Source organism: Clostridium guangxiense (assembly GCF_021043395.1).
Classification (GTDB): domain Bacteria; phylum Bacillota; class Clostridia; order Clostridiales; family Clostridiaceae; genus Clostridium_S; species Clostridium_S guangxiense.
Genome location: NZ_JAJNKE010000021.1, coordinates 39,855 through 59,450, shown reverse-complemented (window position 1 = coordinate 59,450; position 19,596 = coordinate 39,855). Strand labels below are relative to the sequence as shown.

Annotated in this window: 23 protein-coding genes; all 23 read left to right on the top strand. The window is 30.7% G+C overall.

Translation table 11 applies throughout. The features are described 5' to 3' along the window. Nucleotides 1-58 precede the first annotated feature (58 nt). The 23 genes from LQK79_RS12890 to yqeK all read left to right on the top strand — a co-directional run bounded on the left by LQK79_RS12890 (nucleotide 59) and on the right by yqeK (nucleotide 19,593). The gene (locus LQK79_RS12890) at nucleotides 59-826 is read left to right on the top strand and encodes a gluconate 5-dehydrogenase (protein ID WP_231016800.1); all 768 of its coding nucleotides are present in this window, start codon (nucleotides 59-61) and stop codon (nucleotides 824-826) included. Nucleotides 827-842: 16 nt separating this feature from the next. Further along, entirely contained in the window at nucleotides 843-1,484 is a 642-nt protein-coding gene (locus LQK79_RS12885) for an RpiB/LacA/LacB family sugar-phosphate isomerase (protein ID WP_053241912.1), read from the top strand. A gap of 91 nt (nucleotides 1,485-1,575) precedes the next feature. Further along, entirely contained in the window at nucleotides 1,576-2,214 is a 639-nt protein-coding gene (locus tag LQK79_RS12880) for a lactate utilization protein (RefSeq protein ID WP_053241913.1), read from the top strand. Between the two features lie 286 nt (nucleotides 2,215-2,500). Then, entirely contained in the window at nucleotides 2,501-2,656 is a 156-nt protein-coding gene (locus LQK79_RS12875; protein ID WP_231016794.1) for a hypothetical protein, read from the top strand. 274 nt (nucleotides 2,657-2,930) lie between these two features. After that, a complete protein-coding gene (locus tag LQK79_RS12870) occupies nucleotides 2,931-3,443 on the top strand; it encodes a DUF5697 family protein (RefSeq protein ID WP_053241914.1) in 513 nt (170 codons plus the stop codon). A gap of 2 nt (nucleotides 3,444-3,445) precedes the next feature. Beyond that, on the top strand, nucleotides 3,446-3,670 hold the full coding sequence (locus tag LQK79_RS12865; RefSeq protein ID WP_231016793.1) for a hypothetical protein: 225 nt from the start codon (nucleotides 3,446-3,448) through the stop codon (nucleotides 3,668-3,670). Nucleotides 3,671-3,674: 4 nt separating this feature from the next. Then, a complete protein-coding gene (locus LQK79_RS12860; RefSeq protein WP_231016792.1) occupies nucleotides 3,675-5,513 on the top strand; it encodes a VirD4-like conjugal transfer protein, CD1115 family in 1,839 nt (612 codons plus the stop codon). 283 nt (nucleotides 5,514-5,796) lie between these two features. Then, the gene (locus tag LQK79_RS12855) at nucleotides 5,797-7,044 is read left to right on the top strand and encodes a VanW family protein (RefSeq protein ID WP_231016791.1); all 1,248 of its coding nucleotides are present in this window, start codon (nucleotides 5,797-5,799) and stop codon (nucleotides 7,042-7,044) included. A gap of 309 nt (nucleotides 7,045-7,353) precedes the next feature. Next, nucleotides 7,354-8,151 carry a septum site-determining protein MinD gene (gene minD / locus LQK79_RS12850; protein WP_053241917.1) on the top strand — a complete coding sequence of 266 codons (798 nt, stop codon included), beginning with the start codon at nucleotides 7,354-7,356 and terminating at the stop codon, nucleotides 8,149-8,151. A gap of 11 nt (nucleotides 8,152-8,162) precedes the next feature. Continuing rightward, nucleotides 8,163-8,423, top strand: coding sequence for a cell division topological specificity factor MinE (gene minE / locus LQK79_RS12845; RefSeq protein WP_053241918.1), 261 nt, complete (start codon nucleotides 8,163-8,165; stop codon nucleotides 8,421-8,423). Between the two features lie 144 nt (nucleotides 8,424-8,567). Then, nucleotides 8,568-9,686 carry a rod shape-determining protein RodA gene (rodA, locus tag LQK79_RS12840; protein ID WP_231016790.1) on the top strand — a complete coding sequence of 373 codons (1,119 nt, stop codon included), beginning with the start codon at nucleotides 8,568-8,570 and terminating at the stop codon, nucleotides 9,684-9,686. 75 nt (nucleotides 9,687-9,761) lie between these two features. Further along, on the top strand, nucleotides 9,762-10,553 hold the full coding sequence (locus LQK79_RS12835; RefSeq protein ID WP_231016789.1) for a M23 family metallopeptidase: 792 nt from the start codon (nucleotides 9,762-9,764) through the stop codon (nucleotides 10,551-10,553). Nucleotides 10,554-10,595: 42 nt separating this feature from the next. Beyond that, nucleotides 10,596-11,462, top strand: coding sequence for a M50 family metallopeptidase (locus LQK79_RS12830; RefSeq protein ID WP_231016788.1), 867 nt, complete (start codon nucleotides 10,596-10,598; stop codon nucleotides 11,460-11,462). An 84-nt stretch (nucleotides 11,463-11,546) separates the two neighbouring features. Next, nucleotides 11,547-13,415: a TIGR03960 family B12-binding radical SAM protein gene (locus LQK79_RS12825; RefSeq protein WP_231016787.1), complete on the top strand. Its 1,869-nt coding sequence runs from the start codon at nucleotides 11,547-11,549 to the stop codon at nucleotides 13,413-13,415. After that, entirely contained in the window at nucleotides 13,384-14,103 is a 720-nt protein-coding gene (locus LQK79_RS12820; RefSeq protein ID WP_231016786.1) for a TIGR03936 family radical SAM-associated protein, read from the top strand. The genes LQK79_RS12825 and LQK79_RS12820 overlap by 32 nt, the downstream gene beginning before the upstream one ends. Before the next feature lies 1 nt (nucleotide 14,104). Next, complete coding sequence (locus LQK79_RS12815; protein ID WP_231016785.1) at nucleotides 14,105-15,556, top strand: ribonuclease E/G; 1,452 nt, start codon at nucleotides 14,105-14,107, stop codon at nucleotides 15,554-15,556. A gap of 129 nt (nucleotides 15,557-15,685) precedes the next feature. After that, on the top strand, nucleotides 15,686-15,997 hold the full coding sequence (gene rplU / locus LQK79_RS12810; RefSeq protein WP_053241922.1) for a 50S ribosomal protein L21: 312 nt from the start codon (nucleotides 15,686-15,688) through the stop codon (nucleotides 15,995-15,997). 2 nt (nucleotides 15,998-15,999) lie between these two features. After that, nucleotides 16,000-16,374, top strand: a complete 375-nt coding sequence (locus tag LQK79_RS12805) for a ribosomal-processing cysteine protease Prp (protein ID WP_053241923.1) — start codon at nucleotides 16,000-16,002, stop codon at nucleotides 16,372-16,374. Between the two features lie 4 nt (nucleotides 16,375-16,378). After that, complete coding sequence (gene rpmA, locus LQK79_RS12800; RefSeq protein ID WP_053241924.1) at nucleotides 16,379-16,681, top strand: 50S ribosomal protein L27; 303 nt, start codon at nucleotides 16,379-16,381, stop codon at nucleotides 16,679-16,681. 124 nt (nucleotides 16,682-16,805) lie between these two features. Further along, a complete protein-coding gene (obgE, locus tag LQK79_RS12795; RefSeq protein WP_231016784.1) occupies nucleotides 16,806-18,080 on the top strand; it encodes a GTPase ObgE in 1,275 nt (424 codons plus the stop codon). 10 nt (nucleotides 18,081-18,090) lie between these two features. Next, on the top strand, nucleotides 18,091-18,384 hold the full coding sequence (yhbY, locus tag LQK79_RS12790; protein ID WP_053241925.1) for a ribosome assembly RNA-binding protein YhbY: 294 nt from the start codon (nucleotides 18,091-18,093) through the stop codon (nucleotides 18,382-18,384). Between the two features lie 26 nt (nucleotides 18,385-18,410). After that, nucleotides 18,411-19,013, top strand: coding sequence for a nicotinate-nucleotide adenylyltransferase (gene nadD / locus LQK79_RS12785; protein WP_053241926.1), 603 nt, complete (start codon nucleotides 18,411-18,413; stop codon nucleotides 19,011-19,013). 10 nt (nucleotides 19,014-19,023) lie between these two features. Continuing rightward, complete coding sequence (yqeK, locus tag LQK79_RS12780) at nucleotides 19,024-19,593, top strand: bis(5'-nucleosyl)-tetraphosphatase (symmetrical) YqeK (protein ID WP_053241927.1); 570 nt, start codon at nucleotides 19,024-19,026, stop codon at nucleotides 19,591-19,593. The last annotated feature ends 3 nt before the right edge of the window (nucleotides 19,594-19,596 follow it).

The window sequence follows — 19,596 nt, the reverse complement described above, 5'->3', positions numbered from 1 at the left end:
TAAATTAAAGGAGGAGTATTTTATGGATATAATGAAAGATTTTTAATTAAACGGTAAAATTGCACTTATAACTGGTGCATCATATGGTATTGGATTTGCTATCGCAAAGGCTTATGCAAATGCAGGAGCTACAATTGTATTTAATGATATTAAACAGGAGCTAATAGACAAGGGAATAAAAGCTTATGAAGCAGAAGGGATAAAAGCGCATGGATATGTATGTGATGTTACAAACGAAGAAGAAGTAAACGAACTTGTTAAAAAAGTAGAGAGAGAAGTTGGAGTGATTGATATTCTTGTAAACAATGCAGGAATTATTAAACGTATTCCAATGCTTGAAATGAAAGCAGAAGATTTTAGAAAGGTTATAGATGTAGATTTAAATGCTCCGTTTATAGTATCTAAAGCTGTAATACCTGGTATGATTAAAAAAGGACACGGAAAAATAATAAATATCTGTTCTATGATGAGTGAACTTGGAAGAGAAACAGTTTCAGCTTATGCAGCTGCAAAAGGCGGGCTTAAGATGTTAACAAGAAACATTGCATCTGAATATGGTGAACATAACATTCAGTGCAATGGTATCGGACCTGGATATATAGCAACACCTCAAACTGCACCACTTAGAGAAATTCAACCAGATGGTTCAAAGCATCCATTTGACCAATTTATAATTGCAAAAACTCCAGCAGCACGTTGGGGATCAACAGAAGATTTAATGGGACCAGCTGTTTTCTTAGCATCTGATGCATCAAACTTTGTAAATGGTCACGTTTTATATGTAGATGGTGGTATTTTAGCATATATCGGAAAACAGCCACAATAATAGGAGGGATATAAGAATGAAAATTGCTTTAATAAATGAAAATAGCCAAGCGGCAAAAAATGAATTGATATTAAATACATTAAAAAAGGTAGTAGAGCCAAAAGGACATGAAGTATTCAATTATGGAATGTATGCTGCTGACGATAAGGCACAATTAACGTATGTTCAAAATGGTATTTTAGCAGCTATATTATTGAATTCAGGAGCTGCTGATTATGTAATAACTGGATGCGGTACTGGAGAAGGAGCAATGCTTGCTTTAAACTCTTTTCCAGGAGTAATCTGCGGACATGTAGAAGATCCTTCAGATGCATTCATGTTTGCACAAATTAATGATGGAAATGCAATTGCAATACCTTTCGCTAAAGGCTTTGGCTGGGGCGGAGAACTAAATCTTGAATATATATTTGAAAAGTTATTTCAAGGAGAAAGCGGACAAGGCTATCCAAAGGAAAGAGTTGTTCCAGAACAAAGGAATAAAAAAATACTAGATGAAGTTAGAAAAGTAGCTTTCAAAGATATTATAACAGTGTTAAAAGAAATAAATCAAGATTTGCTTAAAGGCGCTGTAGCTGGAGAGAAGTTCCAGGAATACTTCTTTGCTAATTGTAAATGTGATAAAATGAGAGAATTCGTTAAAAGTGTATTAGAAAAATAGCTTAACTATAGATAGGTATAAAAGGACTAGAGTGAGTTTCTTTAATCTGGTCCTTTTGTATTATGGAAAATTAAAAATAGGGGTGAAGAAAATGAATCAATATAAAAAAAAGAAATATCAATTAATAGCTAGAGAAATGGTAGATATTTTAAAAGACAAGGGATATTTAAGCTATTACGTTGAAGATAAAGAAGAAGCTAAGAAGAAAATTTTAAGTTTAATACCAGAAGGAGCAAGTATATCCGTAGGTGGATCAGAGACACTTGGGGTTATGAATATGACTGAAGAATTTAGAAGTGAAAAATATAAATTCTTTGATAGATTTAAACCTATGCCATATGAGGAGTTATATGAAGTATATAGACAATCATTGCTTTCAGATTATTTTGTTTCAAGCACTAATGCAATAACAAGAAATGGAGAAATTGTAAATACGGATTCATCAGGTAATAGAGTTGCATCTATGATTATTGGACCTAAAAAAGTAATTATAGTTGCAGGAGCTAATAAAATAGTAGAAAATTTAGATGAAGCTTTTAGAAGAATACAAGAAATAGCTCCAATGAATGCAACAAGAGTTCATCATAGGGCACCTTGTGTTGAAACAGGAAGATGCATGCATTGTGAGTCACAGAGTTCTGTATGCAATTATACTGGCATAATAAGGAATGGACGTAAAGAGCCAGGAAGAATAACAGTTATTATAGTTGCAGAGGAATTAGGATTTTAATAGTAAAAAGGTTGATGTTTTTATCAGCCTTTTTTATTTTGCTTTTTTAGCTAAAACATTGCTGGTGTAACTAGAACAATATTATAAAAATGACATAAAAGTGGTAAGTTTTAACCTAGCTAATACTATAAAATTGTATTAACAGTACGAGATTTAACGTAAAATTAAGGAAATAAAATATTAAGTTGGTAAATGTTTTGTTTTTAAAATTTTGATTAAAATTTTATATAGTGGGTAATATATAAGTATATAACAAAATAAATTTAATTTGAATGGAGAAGTGTATATGTCAATTAAATTTAAATATATAATTGTGATTGCAGCATTTGTAGTAATAGTTGTTTTACTAGTTACAGGAGGATGTATTAAGGCAGCAGGTAGAGCTGATGATTGGAAAGATGCAATTGAACAAAGGGTAGGTTCCAAAAAACGTAAACATTAGTAATTCGATAAAGAGAAATTCAATTTAACATATTATACTTAATGTTGTAATATATTTGTCACAATTAAAGGGTATTATGTAAATATAGAAAATGAAACCTCCCAATAAATTAATATAAAAAAGCAGCTGAATACTTCCCCCTTTTAGCTGCTTTTTATTTTGTGGAAAAACATATGATTTTTTAAGAGAAGGAATAGCGTCTATAGAGTGGTTTAAACAAAGTTTGTTTAATGCTTTAAAATGCTATTCCTTCTCTTTTTGTGGAGGTGATAATTTGTATTATGTAAATTTAAAACAGCAAAAGATACTTGATAACATTAATAAATTTGGCTGTATGACTTATGAACAAATTAAAGAACTTAGTAATTTGAAGGATTTGGATAAGGAGCTTAAAATACTTGTAAATCAGAGAAGGGTAAGGGTGCTTGAGGGAAATATATATGTATCCATAGGGCGGCGAGAGGTAAACAATAAAGTTCTTAAGGCTTTAGAGATATGCACATATTTAAATTCTATTAATAGACAGGTATCTATTCAATGGTGTAATGTTGAAGACTTTCCTTTTACCCTTGTATTTTTTAGGAATGGCAAGATTTTTGATGCAGTGGTAATAAATGAAGGAGAGGAAGTTATTTATTCAGCGGCGGTAAATAGAACTGCAGCTGAAAGAATAATTGTAATACTTGAAAGTGCAAGTCAAATAGAAAAAATAAAAATAAATAAACAAGCTAAATACTGCACTGTAGAAAATGGTGGAGTTATTTTTTTAGAATGGGGAGATGACTAAAAATGGCTTTTAAGTATAAAGACTCAGCTATAGCTAGAAGAATGCCCCAATTAGGGGATATAGTAATTAAGGATAGGGGAGAGGTTAAAGATAAATTTGTTATAGTAGAAGAACATGAATATTTTTTTCTTGGAGTGGCACAAAGATTAAAGTATAAAGAGTGCTTTACAAAAGCTAGTTTTGCGCTTAGAGAATTTAAAATACAAAAAAAGGATGGAGGAGTATAGCAATATGAATGAAGAAGAAAAAATAAATTCTTTATTGATTATATTTACAATTCCAATATATATTTTGTTTAGTATTTATGTATTAACGCCGCTGGTTTATCTAAAATATCAAATAAGCAAATACAATATGTTTAATAATAAGGGTTTTAATATAAACAAAATAAGCAATATGTATAAGCATCCAACGCAGAGCTTTAGTTTGATGAAAAATAATTCAGTCGTATTTAAAGGTTTTATTATTGCTTTTATTTTACTTACAGTCATTTTAATAGTACTATTTTTTATAGCAAAAAGCATGTTATTTGAAGAAGGTCAGATTGGTATAAATTATCTTAAAGAAAATGGGACTCAAGGAACTGCAAGCTGGATGGACATAAGTGAAGCTAAAAAAGTATTATGTATTGGAAGCGAAAAGGGCTTAGTATTTGGCACCATAAAAGATGGAATTAGAAATAAAATGGTTACACTACCGCCAGATACTTTCTTTAATAAAAACATAGCCGTATTTGGTGCTAGTGGAAGTATGAAAAGTAGAAGTTTTGTAAGACCTAATATAATGCAGATAAGCGAAATGGGGCAATCTATGATACTTACAGACCCTAAAGCAGAAATATTTGAATCTATGTCTGAGTTTTTAAGAGATAAAGGTTATACGGTTAAAGTTTTAAATTTAGTAAATATGATAAATTCAGATAGATGGAACCCAATTGATGAAATAGAAGATGATATAGCAGCTCAAAGCTTTGCAGAAACTGTTATGGCAAATACAAAAACTCCAGGGGCAAAATCAGATGAATTTTGGGATAAAACTGAAATGAATTTGTTGAAGGCGCTTGTCTTATATGTGATAAAGGAAAATTCCAAAGAAGAAAAAAATTTATCCACGGTTTATTCTATGCTTGCCTCAAGTGATGTATCAACCATAGATGCTATATTTAAAACACTTCCGTCATCTCATTCAGCGAAGCTGCCATATAATATATATTCTCAGGCAAGTGAAAAAGTAAGGACAGGTGTTGTTATAGGGTTGGGTTCAAAACTTCAGGTGTTTCAAAATAAACTTGTGCAGAATTTAACTGCTTTTAGTGATATAGATCTAACACTTCCCAAGAAAGAAAAATGTGCTTATTTTTGTATAACATCAGATATGGAATCGACTTTTGATTTTATAGCAGGGTTATTTTTTTCATTCTTATTTATAAAACTTACTAAATATGCGGATTATACGGCAAAAGAAGGACAAAAAGATGTATATTTTATCTTGGATGAATTTCCGAATATCGGTGCAATTCCTGACTTTACTAAAAAAATATCTACCATGAGATCCAGGGGGATTTCAAGTTGCGTAATATTCCAGAATATAGCTCAACTTAAGAATAGATACCCTAATGATGCATGGTCCGAAATTATAGGTAACTGCGACAGCAGACTATTCTTAGGTGCTACCGATATAATAACAGCGGAATTTGTATCAAAGCTTCTTGGAACTGCAACAGTAAAAGATGTAAGTTCAAGCAAGTCGGCAGGGTTAGAGGGAATTGTAGATTTTGGAAAGGTAACAAAGAGAGCAGTTAAAAGGAATTTGATGAATCCGGATGAAATATTGAGGCTTCCAAATAAGAATGAAATATTGATATTAAGAGGAGCAAAGCCAATTATATTAGAAAAAATGGACTACACGAGGCACAGACTTTCAAAATACATTAAACTTATTAAGATTAGTGATTATAAACCACTTTGGACAGAAAATTGTAATATAAAAAAATCTGTTAAAGTTAATGAAAATATAGAAGATAACAACGCAAATAATGTCAAAAATACTGGAAAATCTAGCTTTTGGTAAAGCAATCTCAAGGGGAGGCAAAGTGGTATTAAATCTCATAGTAATAGTGTACAATAAGTTTTATGCATATATCAAAATAAAATAGGTTGATATATGCTATTTTATTAGTATAATGATAATATGAATATTATTAAAATTAAATTATAAAATTAGTAATATCGTTTTATAATTTGCATACAAATATTCTAATGAAATAAGTAATTATCTTTAGAAATTAATTAAGGTATAGTAAGCATTACAATTAAAATTAGAGTGCAAAAGTATAATAATATGAGGTGTATTTATGAATAAAAAAAATGCAATAATTTTAGGTACTACATGTCTTTTTATTGCTGCTTTGGCAGTGGGATTATACGGTTATAAGATTTATTCAAAGGTAAAAAGTTATGATAGCTATATTTATCCTGGAGTAGTAATAGAAAACGAAGATGTATCTGGAAAGACACAGGAGGAGGTTGAAAAAATACTTAATGATAAGTACCAAGCTTCGCTTCAAAATAAAAAAGTAAGTATAAAGGTTGAAAGTAAAAATTATACAATTGCTTATTCTCAAATTGGAGCAAAATATGACATAAATAAAGCAATTAAAGAGGCTTATAACTATGGAAAAGATGGAAGCATCATGGATAGGTACAAGCTGTTAAAGAATCCAATATCAAAAAATATAAAGCTTTCATTTGCTTATAGTTCAAACACTAAACCTATAGATGATGTGATAAATAATATAAAGAATGATATTAATAAGGATCCTAAAAATGCCTCAATAACTAAAAATGGCGGCAGTTTTATTATTAATCCAGATCAGGATGGTTATAAATTAAAGGATCAAGAGCTTAAGAAGAATATTATATCAGCAATAAATGGACAAATTGGTGAAGAACCAGTTGTTCACGGAAATATAGAAACTGTAAAAGCTGGAGTGACTAAGGAGAAATTAAGTGGAATAAATACTTTTATATCTACATTTAGTACTAGTTATGGATCTATATCAAGTCCTGGAAGGATGACTAATATTCAGCTTGCTACAAAGACTATAAACGGTAAGGTGGTAATGCCAGGAGAGACTTTTAGTTTTAATGGAATTTTGGGAAGAAGAACTACTGAAAAAGGCTATCAATCGGCACCAGTTGATATAGGAAAGACTACAGGAATGGGGATTGGCGGAGGTATTTGTCAGGTTTCAACTACGCTTTATAATGCAGCGCTTCTTGCAGGAATTAAGCCAACTGTAAGAACCCATCATTCTATTCCATCAGCTTATGTTTCGCTGGGGCATGATGCAACAGTAGATTATGATGGAAAACTTGACTATCAGTTTAAAAATACTTTTAATTTTCCAATATACATTGAAGGTAGTTCAGCAAATGGTATAGAAACCTTTAACATATATTCGGATGCAAGTTTAAAGAGTAAGACTTATAAAGTTGTAGATGATGTTTTAGAAGGTGGTAAAAGAGTGAAGCTTTATCTTCAAACTTATCAAAATGGTACCATGATATCAAATGAACTTATTTCGAATGATTCTTATTAATGTATCTCTTAAAAAATGAAATTATAAAATATAGGGCTGCTGCACTAAATTTATAAATTACGATTGAATTAATTTTTGTGCAACAGCCCTAATATATACTGTGAATTAATTCAAATTATACTTTATGTGGAAAAATACTTTTGATTTAACGTTGCATATATTAAAATTTTCATTTAAATTAGAAGGATTTTTTTGTTTTTTGGAGAATTCAATATATAAGGTTAATTATTTGACAAAATTAGTGGAAGCGTTATAGCATAGTTTAGGTTAATATTTTGTAATATAAAATATTTTATGGAGGTAATATTTATGGGAGAGGCTATAGTAATAACATCTGGTAAGGGAGGAGTAGGAAAAACAACTACTACAGCTAATATAGGTACTGCATTAGCTTCTATGGGCAAAAAGGTTGTGCTTGTTGATGGAGATACTGGACTCAGAAATTTGGATGTACTTATGGGACTAGAAAATAGAATTGTTTTTACCCTTTTAGATGTAATAGAGGAAAATTGCAGATTAAAGCAAGCACTTATAAAAGATAAGAGATATGAAAATTTATTTTTACTTCCAACAGCTCAAACAAAAGATAAAAATGATGTTAAACCAGAGGAAATGCTTAATTTAATTAATGAACTTAAAGCTGATACAGATTATGTTCTCATAGATTGTCCAGCAGGAATAGAGCAAGGTTTTGAAAATGCTATAATTGGAGCTGACAGAGCATTAATTGTAGTTAATCCGGAAGTTACTTCTATAAGAGATGCTGATAGAGTAATTGGAAAATTGGATGCGAAGGGACTAGACAATCATCAAGTTATAGTAAATAGAATTGATTATGAAATGGTGAAAAAAGGGGACATGCTTGGCATAGAGGATATTATTGATAATTTAGCTATAAAACTTATAGGGGCGGTTCCAAATGATAGAGAGATAACTGTGTCTACAAATAGAGGTGAACCTATAGTTTTAAATGATAATGCTAAGGCAGGAAAAGCATTTAGGGATATAGCAAGAAGAATAACTGGAGATGAGGTTCCATTTCACACCTCTGAGAATAAAGGTGGAGGATTAATTTCAGCAATTAAAAGATTGTTTAATGTTAAATAGGAGTGAGGATTATGGATCTTTTTAGTATATTTAAATCTTCGTCTAAGGATGTTGCAAAGGAAAGATTAAAGCTTATATTGATACATGATAGAGCGGATTTATCTCCAGAACTTTTAGAGGCGATAAAAGGAGAAATACTAAATGTAATTGCAAAGTATGTGGAAATAGATAACTCAGATGTTGAGGTTAAGCTTACAAAAACAGATTTAGATGAAGGGAATTCCCCAGCATTAGTTGCAAATATACCAATTAAGAGAGCAAAAACAAAATAAGGTGATAAAAGGCTATGTATTTTTTAAATATTGTACATAGTTTTTTTATTTTTTTATGATATAATAAAATTCAAAAGGGCACTTAGCCCTATTTGTTTTGGTATAATTTCGTTGGATTATTATAATAATTTTGGAGGGGCAAATATGCTTAAAAAATTTCAAATAGATAAGAGATTATTAAAACAAATGGATTTATGGTTAATTATAATTCCAACTATTCTTGTAGCTTTTAGTTCGGTAAATATTTATAGTGCAGTACATAATAATGCAAACCTTGCAAGCAATTGGAAACTTCAAATTGCTTGGGCTATTATTGGTTTCATAATTGTTTATATTATAATTAAATTTGATTATAGAGTATTAATTAACTATGCAGAAGTTATTTATTGGGCTTCAATTGTACTACTTATAATTAACGATGTAGCTGGACATACTGTTAATGGGGCTACAGGATGGATAGCCATAGGAAAAAGGGCTATTCAGCCATCAGAATTTGCAAAAGTAGCACTTATAATTTTAGTCGCAAAAAAACTCGATGTTATGAAAGGCGATATAAACAATATAAAAAACTTTTTTACTATAATTTTTTATGCTGGCATAACTATGATACTTATAGTAATTCAACCAGATATGGGAATGACTGAGGTATGCTTTTTTATAGTTTTAGGTATGCTTTTTATTGCGGGTTTAGATCTAAGAGTTGTATTGGGTGGTATTCTCACCATAATATTAGGAATAGCTGCGGTTTGGCCTACGTCAATTATGAAGGCTTATTGGAAAGAAAGGTTTACTAGTTTTTTGAGCCCTGAAAAGTACATTAATTCGACGGGGCTGCAGCTTATACAATCGGAAATAGGTATAGGCTCAGGAGGAATATTTGGTAAAGGCTTTTTAAAGGGAACGCAAATACAAGGAGGATATATTCCAGAGACTCATACAGACTTTATATTTTCAGTAATAGGTGAAGAATGGGGACTTGTGGGTGGAGTAGCTTTGGTATTAGTATACTTATTATTGCTTTGTAAAATTGTGAATATAGGTAAAAATTCTAAGGATATATTTGGAAAGATATTTTGCATTGGAACTGCATCATCATTTTTATTTGCCATACTTCAAAATATTGGAATGACAATAGGAATTATGCCAATTTCAGGTATAGCACTTCCTTTTGTGAGTTATGGAGGAAGTTCTATGCTAACTGGTTTTATAAGCATTGGAATTGTTATTAATATAGGCATGAGAAGAAACAAAATTAATTTCTAAATCGTAAGTTTTTAGTAATAAATTTCTATTCTCATATATATAATTAGTATATATCAATTGTGTATAGGAGGAAAAGTGGGTAGTTTTAGTTCACAATATGAGGACTATTATAATAACATGCTTAAAAGAAGAAAGTATGATTCTTTTTCGTCTAATGGATATAATAGAAAGGATTTAACGAAAAAGCTTATAAATACTTTAAAGTTTCAAATTGTTGGAACTATAATTTTATTTTTAGCTGTTTTTGCAATGAGAGAGGTTTCAATGCCGGAAACAAAAAATACTTATGAATATTGTAAATATCTTTTAAATGAAAATTATGATTATGGAGCATTGATAAAACAAGTCGAAACTGTAAACTTAAATGATGTTCAAAACTATGTTAATCAAATCAATTTTGATAATATAGAAGCGAAATCCGTGGATTATATTGAAAACTTTAAATCTAAGATAACAGGAGAAGAAACTGTTGATGAGAAAATAGAAAGCAAGTATGTAGTACCAGTGAACGGAAAGATAATACGTTCTTTTGGAGGTAAAAATGATCATAAGGGTATAGACATCGCAGCCTCGGAGGGTAGTAATGTAAAGGCAGTGTATAATGGAACTGTGGAATTGGTGAGTCAAAATAGTGAAATTGGAAAATACGTTGTCATCGATAATGGAGATGGAGTCGAAAGTAAATACGGAAATTTAAATTCCATAAGTGTAAAAAAAGGGGATGGGGTGACTAAAGGAGATTATGTAGGAAAAGTTGGAAAAGAAGCAGAAAAGGAACCATCACATCTTCATTTTGAAATTATGTATATGGGAGAAAACAAAAATCCCGAAAGTTATTTTAATATAAATACGTCAGCTCAAAATTAGATTTTTGGCTTTGCGTATGAGCAATTAATGTGGGGCGTTTAATTGATTAAATTAAACAAATACTGTATTCCATATATTATAATACTATTCTTAGTTGGATTTAGAGGTCAACTTGCAACTATATTTATTTTTGTCATACTTCATGAATTTATACATTATTTAACTGCTAGGAAACTAGGATTTTCAGGTTTTCATATAGAAATACTTCCTTTTGGAGCGTCACTTAAACTTAAAGATTTAGAGGAGGCATCATGTAAGGAAGAGTTCATTATTTCTATATCAGGGCCTATGATGAATTTTGTTCTAGCGGTTATTTTTTATGCAGCTTTAAAAATGTATGATTATGATGAATTCTATAACTTTTTTATAATTAATTTGTCACTGGGAATTTTTAATCTTTTGCCAGCCTTCCCATTAGATGGAGGAAGAATACTTAGAGATATTTTGTGTAAGAAGCTTTTATATAAGAAGGCTAGCAAAATTACAGTCTATGTAAGTATGACAATCGGAATAATACTTCAAATATTATATTTAGTACCCCTCTTCTATGGGGTTAATAATCTAAATTTAATTTTAATTTCTTTCTTTATTTTATCCTGTTCTTTTAAAGAAAAGAGAAGAATAGTTTATGTAATTATGGAGGATATAATGAAAAAAAGATTAAAGTTTATGAAAAATGGAGTTATAGAAAATAGAATAATATCTGTTTTCTATAAAAAGGATTTGTTATTTGGGCTAGGTATGATTGACAAAAATAAATATACAATTCTAACTGTTCTAGACGATAATATGAGGGTTATGAAGATTATTTATGAAGAAGAAATAATAAATGCACTTAAAGAGTATGGAAATATTACATTTGAAGAACTTATTCAGATAAAAGGAAAGAATGTAGAACTTAACAGTTGAGTCATTAGCTATATATATGTTAAAATATTTAAATGTCTAAACTCAAATGATTTAACATTAGAGAAAAATTAGGAGGAAAAATTGATGAACAAATGTTCAGATGATATCTTATATAAAGTTGAGAAGCCAGCAAGATATGTTGGAAAAGAGTACAATTCAGTAATTAAGGATAAACAAAGCGTTGACATAAGATTTGCGTTTTGTTTTCCAGATGTCTATGAAGTTGGAATGTCGCATCTTGGAATTAAGATTCTTTATCATGTTTTAAATCTAAGAGAGGATACTTATTGTGAAAGAGTTTATGCTCCGTGGCCAGATATGGAGAAATTAATGAGAGAAAATAAAATTCCGCTCTATGCACTTGAAACAAAAGACCCTCTTTTTGAATTTGATTTTATAGGTTTTACACTTCAATATGAAATGAGCTATACTAATATACTCAATATGCTTGATTTATCAGGTATACCTGTGAGAGCGTCACAGAGAAAAGAAGAAGATCCAATAGTAATATGTGGAGGTCCTTGTGCGTATAATCCAGAACCTTTATATGATATAGCAGATTTGTTTTCACTTGGTGAGGGTGAAGAACATTTAAATGATGTTTTGGATTTGTACAAAAAGTGTAAAAGAGATGGAGTTTCTAAGAAAGAATTTTTAAGGATGGCATCTCACATAGAAGGAACGTATGTACCAAGTCTTTATAATGTAACATACAAAGAAGACGGTACAATTGATGAATTTAAACCTTTATATGATGATGTTCCTGCAAAAGTTAAAAAGAGAATAATTAAAAACTTTAATGATGTTGTTTATCCAGATAAAATCGTAGTTCCATATAATGAAATTGTTCATGATAGAATAATGCTTGAAACCTTTAGAGGTTGTACAAGAGGCTGTAGATTTTGCCAGGCAGGTATGATTTATAGACCTGTAAGAGAAAAGAAAACTGATAAATTAGTGGAACTTGCAGATAAGCTTATTAAAAATACAGGATATGAAGAATTATCACTTACATCCTTAAGTATATGTGACTATTCTGATATTCAAAATCTTATAAATAGGTTAGTTGAAAAATATAAAGATAGAAAAGTAAGTGTTTCTCTTCCATCACTTAGAATAGATTCTTTTTCTGTTGATTTGATTAAAGAAATTCAGAAGGTAAGAAAGTCTGGACTTACTTTTGCACCAGAGGCTGGAACTCAGAGAATGAGAGACGTAATAAATAAAGGCGTTACAGAGCAAAATCTTATGGATTCAGTGAGCAGTGCTTTTAAAAATGGATGGACTACAATAAAGCTTTATTTTATGATTGGACTTCCATATGAAACGTCAGAAGATGTAAGAGGAATTGGCGACTTAGGCAAGAAGGTAGTAGCTGAATATTATAAAGTTCCGAAGGAAGTAAGAAAGAAAGGGCTTAAGGTAACTTTAAGTACTTCAATCTTTGTGCCAAAACCATTTACTCCATTTCAATGGGCTCCAATGGATAATATAGAAAATGTAAGAGCAAAAATTGGAGAACTCAGAGCTGAACTTTCGGATGCAAGGGTTATAAATTATAATTGGCATGAAACTCCTGTAAGTTTTCTTGAATCAGTTTTTGCTAGAGGAGATAGAAGAGTTTGCGATGTGCTTATAAGAGCTTTTGAAAAAGGTGCAAAATTTGATGGCTGGTCTGAGTATTTTAATAATGATATATGGATGGAAGCATTTAAAGAATGCAGTGTAGATCCAGATTTTTATGTTTATAGAGATAGAAGCTATGATGAAATTCTTCCTTGGGACTTTATTGATGTTGGGGTGTCAAAGAAATTTTTAATGAGCGAAAACGAAAAGGCTAAGAAGGCGGTTGTAACACCAGATTGCAGGCAAGGGTGTAAAAACTGTGGGATAAACAAAAGCTTTAAAGAAGGGGAGTGTTTTGAAGGTGCGTTATTTAATAAAGTACAGTAAGGGTTACGATATAAAATTCGTTTCTCACTTAGATATAATGAGAAACATACAAAGAGCCTTTAATAGAAGCGGTCTCCCCGTGGAATACTCAAAAGGATTTAATCCACATATGACAATGTCTATAGCACAGCCATTGTCTGTTGGGGTTTATTCTGATGGAGAATATATGGATGTGGAATTTTTAGAAGAAGTAAATGAAGAACGAATAAGAAGCAAATTCAATGAGGTTGCTCCAGTAGATTTAAAAATAATTGAAGTTTTAAAAATTGAAAAGAAATATTATGATGATGGAAAAAAAGTTGAGCAGTCTATGGCAGCCGTAATTGCAGCAAGGTATTCTATAAGTATAAGATACAAAAACGCAGATAAGTTAGCAGAAGAAATGAAAAATCTTTTACATGGAAAAGAATGGATTACTCTTAAGAAGAGTAAGAAAACTGAAAAAATGGTTAATATAAGAACTATGATAAGAAAATTAAATTATAGAGTTGATGGTAGCACTTTACGAATAGATACTTTATTATCATGTGGTAGTAGAGAAAATCTTTCACCAGAACTTTTGTGCAACTATATAAAAGACAACACAAGTTATGCAGATCTTAATTTATTTTGTGAAGTTAAAAGGGAAGAAATGTATGGGCTTAAAGAAAATAATTTAGTTTCTCTTTTTAAATTTTTCAAAATATGAGGTGTTTTTATTGAAACAGATATATGTGGAACGATGCAGTAAAATTTTACGAATAGCTATAAAGAAGGATGGTGTATTAGAGCAGTGTTTTGTTGAAGAGGATAACGATATATGTTCAGGTCAGATATACAAGGGCATTGTAAAAAACATAGTTCCTGCTATAAAATGTGCTTTTGTAGATATAGGAGAGTCTAAAAGTGCGTATCTTTATATGGATAGTAAGCTTAATAATTTAAATTTAAAAAAGGGAGAAGAACTTTTAGTTGAGGTGATTAAAGAAGCAGCAGGAAGCAAGGGACCCAAAGTTAGCAATGCTATAACTGTGCCAGGAAGATATGCGGTAATTATAACCTCACACAATGAAATAGAAATTTCAAAAAAGATAACTGGTGAGGAATATATAAATAAGCTTAAACATTCTGTACTAAAACCAGAAGATGTGGGAGTTATGATTAGGACCAATGCACTTAAAGTTGATTTTGAAACTATAAATATTGAAATAAAAAAGCTATATGAAATATATAAAAATGTGATTGCTAAAAGTGAAAATTCAAATCATAAGGGCTTAATGTATAATGCAGGTGGTGCAATAGCGAAGGTTTTAAGGGATAGAGTTGATGAAGACACAGTTGAAATAGTAGTTAGCAACAAAGATGACTTTGATTATATAAAGGAATATGTCGATAGTAAAAAAGACATAAATTGTAAGGTAACCCTGCATGATAATATTATAAATTTAATGGATTATTATGGCATAGAAAAGGAAATTCTGGAATTGACCAATGAAGAAGTAAAACTTGAATGCGGTGGGTTTATAGTAATAGATAAAACTGAGGCTATGTATGCTATTGATGTAAACTCAGGAAAAAATGTAAAGAGTAGGGACATAATGCGTACAGCTATTGTAACTAATTTAGAAGCTGCAAAGGAGATAGTTCGTCAAATAAAGCTGAGGAATTTAAGTGGCATAATAGTCGTAGATTTTATTGATATTAATGACAATAGTGTTAAAAGAAAAATCTTAAATGTACTTGAAGAAGGTTTCAAAAATGACAAAAGTAAAACAGTGATTTATCCATTTACGGAATTAAATCTTGTTCAAATTGCGAGGAGTAGAAAAGGAAAATCCATATGCGAATACATAGAAGAAAAATGTGAATTATGCAATGGAAATGGAAAACAACTTAGTTTGATTTATATGAAAAATCTGATAGCAAATAAAATTGCAAGATGTTTAAATGAGCATAGTGGTGAAAAAAACATTTATATAGAAATGGATAAAAGATACAGAGAAAAAATACTGTGCGATGCAAAAGCTTTTGCAACTGATGTTGGATTAGAAGATGGAAACATATACGTAAATTTTAAGGATAATATGAGACTTTTCAAAATTGAGCTTGTTGTTTTTAAAGATAAAATTAAAGAAATTAGTCAGTTTAAGATTTATGGATAAAATTACTTTACAAAGGATATTGTATGTGTTACAATGGCATTTGTAAGACCGCACAAAAAGGGTTTTTTATTAAACACATAAAATGTGTACCCTCACTGGCGAGACCGTATATGAGGAGGTGTTTTATTAATGCATGCAGTAGTTGTTACAGGAGGAAAGCAATACAGAGTTCAAGAAGGAGACGTAATTTACGTTGAAAAACTTGAAGCTGAAGTTGATTCGAGTGTAGAATTAGGAAATGTTCTTTTAGTTGAAAAAGAAGATGGAATAGTAGTTGGAAAACCTGTAGTTGAAGGAGCTAAAGTTGTTGCTAAAGTTGCAGCACAAGGAAAAGCTAAAAAAGTTATTGTATTTAAATACAAGAGAAAGAAAGACTACAGAAGAAAACATGGTCACAGACAGGCTTATACTAAACTTGTAGTAGAAAAGATTGAAGCATAGTTATGATTGATATAGCTTTTAAAAAAAAGGATGGTATGCTTGTTTCTTATGTTATAAGAGGTCATGCAGACCGCACAGCAAAAAGCTTTGAAAAAAGTAATGACAATTATGATCCTGAAACTAACATGCTATATGATGATATAGCTTGTAGTGGAGTATCACTTTTAGGTCAGATATGCATACTTGGCATTGAAGAGGTATTAAAATTAAAAGTTGAATGCACTGTAGAAGAAGGATACATAGCTTTGAATCTGGAAAATCTAACCTTGAGAGAAATTGAAAAAACTCAGGTTTTGATGGAGACTACGCTTATAGGTCTTAAAAATTTAGAATTAACTTATAGAGAATATATGAATATAATCTTGGAGGAGGTGTAGTTATATGAGAATAATAAACCTTCAGTTGTGTGCGCACAAAAAAGGAGTAGGTAGTTCAAAGAACGGAAGAGACAGTGAGTCTAAGAGACTTGGAACTAAATCAGCAGATGGACAGTTTGTTTTGGCTGGCAACATACTTGTTAGACAAAGAGGAACTAAAATTCATCCTGGTGCAAACGTAGGTAGAGGTGGAGATGATACTCTCTTTGCTAAAGTTGATGGTATAGTTAAATTTGAAAGAGTAGGCAGAACTAAAAAAGTAGCAAGTGTTTATCCAGTTGCCACTGAAGAAAGTGCAGCAGAATAGTAAGAGCACCCTTTAAATTAGGGTGCTTTTTTAAAACTCTTAAAATTTTGCTGATAAAAATCTTCAAAATGAAGATAATAACTTATAACAATTATACAAATTTTAAGGTAAAAGGTGAGAAAAAATGTTTATAGATACAGCAAAAATATTGGTTAAATCAGGCAAAGGTGGAGATGGCGCTATTTCTTTTAGAAGAGAAAAATACATTCCACTTGGAGGACCAGATGGCGGAGACGGTGGAGAAGGTGGGAGTGTAATAATAACAGTTGATCCTAATATGACTACTCTTCTTGACTTTAAATACAGGAGAAAGTATGCAGCTAATGATGGAGAAAATGGCGCAGGATCAAAATGCTATGGAAAAGATGGAAATGACTTATATATAAAAGTTCCTATGGGGACAGTTATAAGAGACTTTGAAAGCAATAAAATCATGGCGGATCTTGCTCACACGGGAGATAAGTTTGTAGTTGCTAAAGGTGGAAAAGGTGGAAAAGGAAATGTAAAGTTTTGTACACCTACAAGGCAGGCACCTAATTTTGCGGAGCCTGGAATGCCGGGAGAGGATAGATGGATAAAGCTTGAATTGAAGCTTCTTGCAGATGTAGGGCTTATTGGATTTCCGAATGTAGGAAAATCTACACTTCTTTCAGTAGTATCAAAGGCTAGGCCTAAAATTGCTAACTATCATTTTACTACTATTACACCAAATCTTGGAGTGGTAAGTTTACCTGGTATAAATAGTTTTGTAATGGCAGATATACCTGGAATTATAGAAGGTGCAGCTGAAGGAGTTGGACTTGGTTTTGAATTTTTAAGACATATTGAAAGAACAAGGCTTCTAATTCATGTAGTTGATATTTCAGGTTCTGAAGGAAGAGATCCGTTTGAGGATTTTCTTAAGATAAATGAAGAGCTTAAAAAATACAATATTAAGCTTTGGGATAGACCTCAAATAGTTGCAGCTAATAAAAGTGATATGATTTATGATGATAAACAATTTGAAGAGTTTAAAGATAAACTTTTAAAATTAGGCTATAAAAATGTGTTTAAAATTTCAGCTGCTACTAAGCTTGGTGTAGATGAGCTTATAAAGGAAAGTGCCAGAATTTTAAGTACGATACCTGTAACGGATATTGAAATAGAGGAAGAAGACAAGTTTGTACCAGAGGATAAAAAGTTTACTTACACAATTAGGAAAGAAGCTAACTGCTATATTATTGAAGGAAGTTTTGTGGATAGACTTTTAAATAGTGTAAATGTAAATGAACCGGATTCACTTAGGTACTTTCATAAGGTATTAAAAAATAAGGGTATTATGGATGAACTTATGGAGCTTGGAATAAAAGATGGCGATTTAGTTAGATTAAATGATTTTGAATTTGAGTTTTTACTTTAGGAGGATTTTTATGTTAACTGGTAAGCAAAGAGCATTTTTAAGAAGTATGGCAAATACAATAAATCCGATTTTTCAGTTAGGAAAAAATGGAATAGACGAGACTTTTTTGAAACAAATAGACGATGCATTGGAAGCAAGAGAACTAATTAAAATAAATATTCTTGAAAACAGTGAGTTTACTCCTAGGGAAGCAAGCGATGTGATATGTAGCAAATTAAATAGTGAGGGAATACAGGCTATAGGAAGAAAATTAGTTTTATATAGGAAATCTAAGAAAAAACCCAAAATAGAAATTCCAAAATAAATCTAAATTTGATGAAGAGGGATATAATGGAGAAAAAGGCGATTTTGGGAGGTACTTTTGATCCTTTTCATAATGGACATATGAATATAGCTTATGAAAGCTTGTATAGACTTGGACTTGATGAAATTATATTTATGCCAGCAGGAAGTCCGCCTCATAAAAATGATAAAATAATAACTTCACCTGAGATTAGATATGATATGATAAAGAAGTCTATAACAGGTGAAGAAAAATTCAAAGTTAGTCGATATGAAATAGATAAAAAAGGATATAGTTATACTTATAAAACACTTGAATATATAAATTCAATTGAAAAGAATACAGAGTTATATTTTATAACTGGAGTAGATTGTTTAATGTATGTTGATGAATGGAAATGTCCGGAACAAATCTTTAAATGCAGTAAATTTGTTGTTTTTAATAGACCTGGATATGAAAGGAAGGATATTTTAAGGAAAAAAAGTGAAATTGAGAATAAGTATGAGCATGAAGTAATATTTATGGACATACCGCTTCTAGATATATCTTCTACACAAATAAGGAAAAAAGTAAAAAAATGCGAAGAAATAAAATATTTAGTACCCAGGGAAGTTTATGATATAATAAAGAATAATAAACTTTATATTTGAGGTGTTAATTATGTGGACAGAAAACGAAATTATAGAGTATTTAAAAAAAAATCTTAAGGAAAGTAGATTTAAACACAGTTTAAGCGTTAGAGATACAGCAGTTAAACTTGCAGAAAAATATAATTGCGATGTTAAAAAAGCCAGTATTGCTGGACTTGCTCATGACTGTGCTAAGAATATTGAGGATAAAGAAATAATAAATATATGTTCTGAAGCAGGATATATTTTAAATGAAGTTGAGCTTAAAAATCCAAGTATTGCTCATGGACTTGCTGGCAGTATAATAGCTAAAGATAAAATGGGAATAAACGATGAAGAAATATTAAATTCCATTAGGTTTCACACTACTGGTAAGAAAAATATGACGCTTCTTGAAAAAATTATCTATATAGCTGATTATGTTGAACCTTTAAGGGATTTCCCTGGTGTAGATGAACTCAGAAAAGCAGTAAATGATAATCTAGATGAAGCAATGCTTCTTTCTTTTGACCAAACAATAAAATACGTCATAAAAAGAGAAATGCTAATTCATTTGGATACTGTAGAGGCTAGAAATTATATGATTTATAATAAAGAGTAGGTG

Excerpts from the sequence above, each read along its gene's own strand:
- LQK79_RS12805 (WP_053241923.1), top strand. The coding sequence starts at position 16,000 with ATGATTGATATAGCTTTTAAAAAAAAGGATGGTATGCTTGTTTCTTAT.
- rplU (WP_053241922.1), top strand. The coding sequence starts at position 15,686 with ATGCATGCAGTAGTTGTTACAGGAGGAAAGCAATACAGAGTTCAAGAA.
- rodA (WP_231016790.1), top strand. The coding sequence starts at position 8,568 with ATGCTTAAAAAATTTCAAATAGATAAGAGATTATTAAAACAAATGGAT.
- nadD (WP_053241926.1), top strand. The coding sequence starts at position 18,411 with ATGGAGAAAAAGGCGATTTTGGGAGGTACTTTTGATCCTTTTCATAAT.
- yhbY (WP_053241925.1), top strand. The coding sequence starts at position 18,091 with ATGTTAACTGGTAAGCAAAGAGCATTTTTAAGAAGTATGGCAAATACA.
- LQK79_RS12860 (WP_231016792.1), top strand. The coding sequence starts at position 3,675 with ATGAATGAAGAAGAAAAAATAAATTCTTTATTGATTATATTTACAATT.
- minE (WP_053241918.1), top strand. The coding sequence starts at position 8,163 with ATGGATCTTTTTAGTATATTTAAATCTTCGTCTAAGGATGTTGCAAAG.
- minD (WP_053241917.1), top strand. The coding sequence starts at position 7,354 with ATGGGAGAGGCTATAGTAATAACATCTGGTAAGGGAGGAGTAGGAAAA.
- LQK79_RS12875 (WP_231016794.1), top strand. The coding sequence starts at position 2,501 with ATGTCAATTAAATTTAAATATATAATTGTGATTGCAGCATTTGTAGTA.
- LQK79_RS12825 (WP_231016787.1), top strand. The coding sequence starts at position 11,547 with ATGAACAAATGTTCAGATGATATCTTATATAAAGTTGAGAAGCCAGCA.
- LQK79_RS12885 (WP_053241912.1), top strand. The coding sequence starts at position 843 with ATGAAAATTGCTTTAATAAATGAAAATAGCCAAGCGGCAAAAAATGAA.
- LQK79_RS12855 (WP_231016791.1), top strand. The coding sequence starts at position 5,797 with ATGAATAAAAAAAATGCAATAATTTTAGGTACTACATGTCTTTTTATT.
- LQK79_RS12865 (WP_231016793.1), top strand. The coding sequence starts at position 3,446 with ATGGCTTTTAAGTATAAAGACTCAGCTATAGCTAGAAGAATGCCCCAA.
- rpmA (WP_053241924.1), top strand. The coding sequence starts at position 16,379 with ATGAGAATAATAAACCTTCAGTTGTGTGCGCACAAAAAAGGAGTAGGT.
- yqeK (WP_053241927.1), top strand. The coding sequence starts at position 19,024 with ATGTGGACAGAAAACGAAATTATAGAGTATTTAAAAAAAAATCTTAAG.
- obgE (WP_231016784.1), top strand. The coding sequence starts at position 16,806 with ATGTTTATAGATACAGCAAAAATATTGGTTAAATCAGGCAAAGGTGGA.
- LQK79_RS12880 (WP_053241913.1), top strand. The coding sequence starts at position 1,576 with ATGAATCAATATAAAAAAAAGAAATATCAATTAATAGCTAGAGAAATG.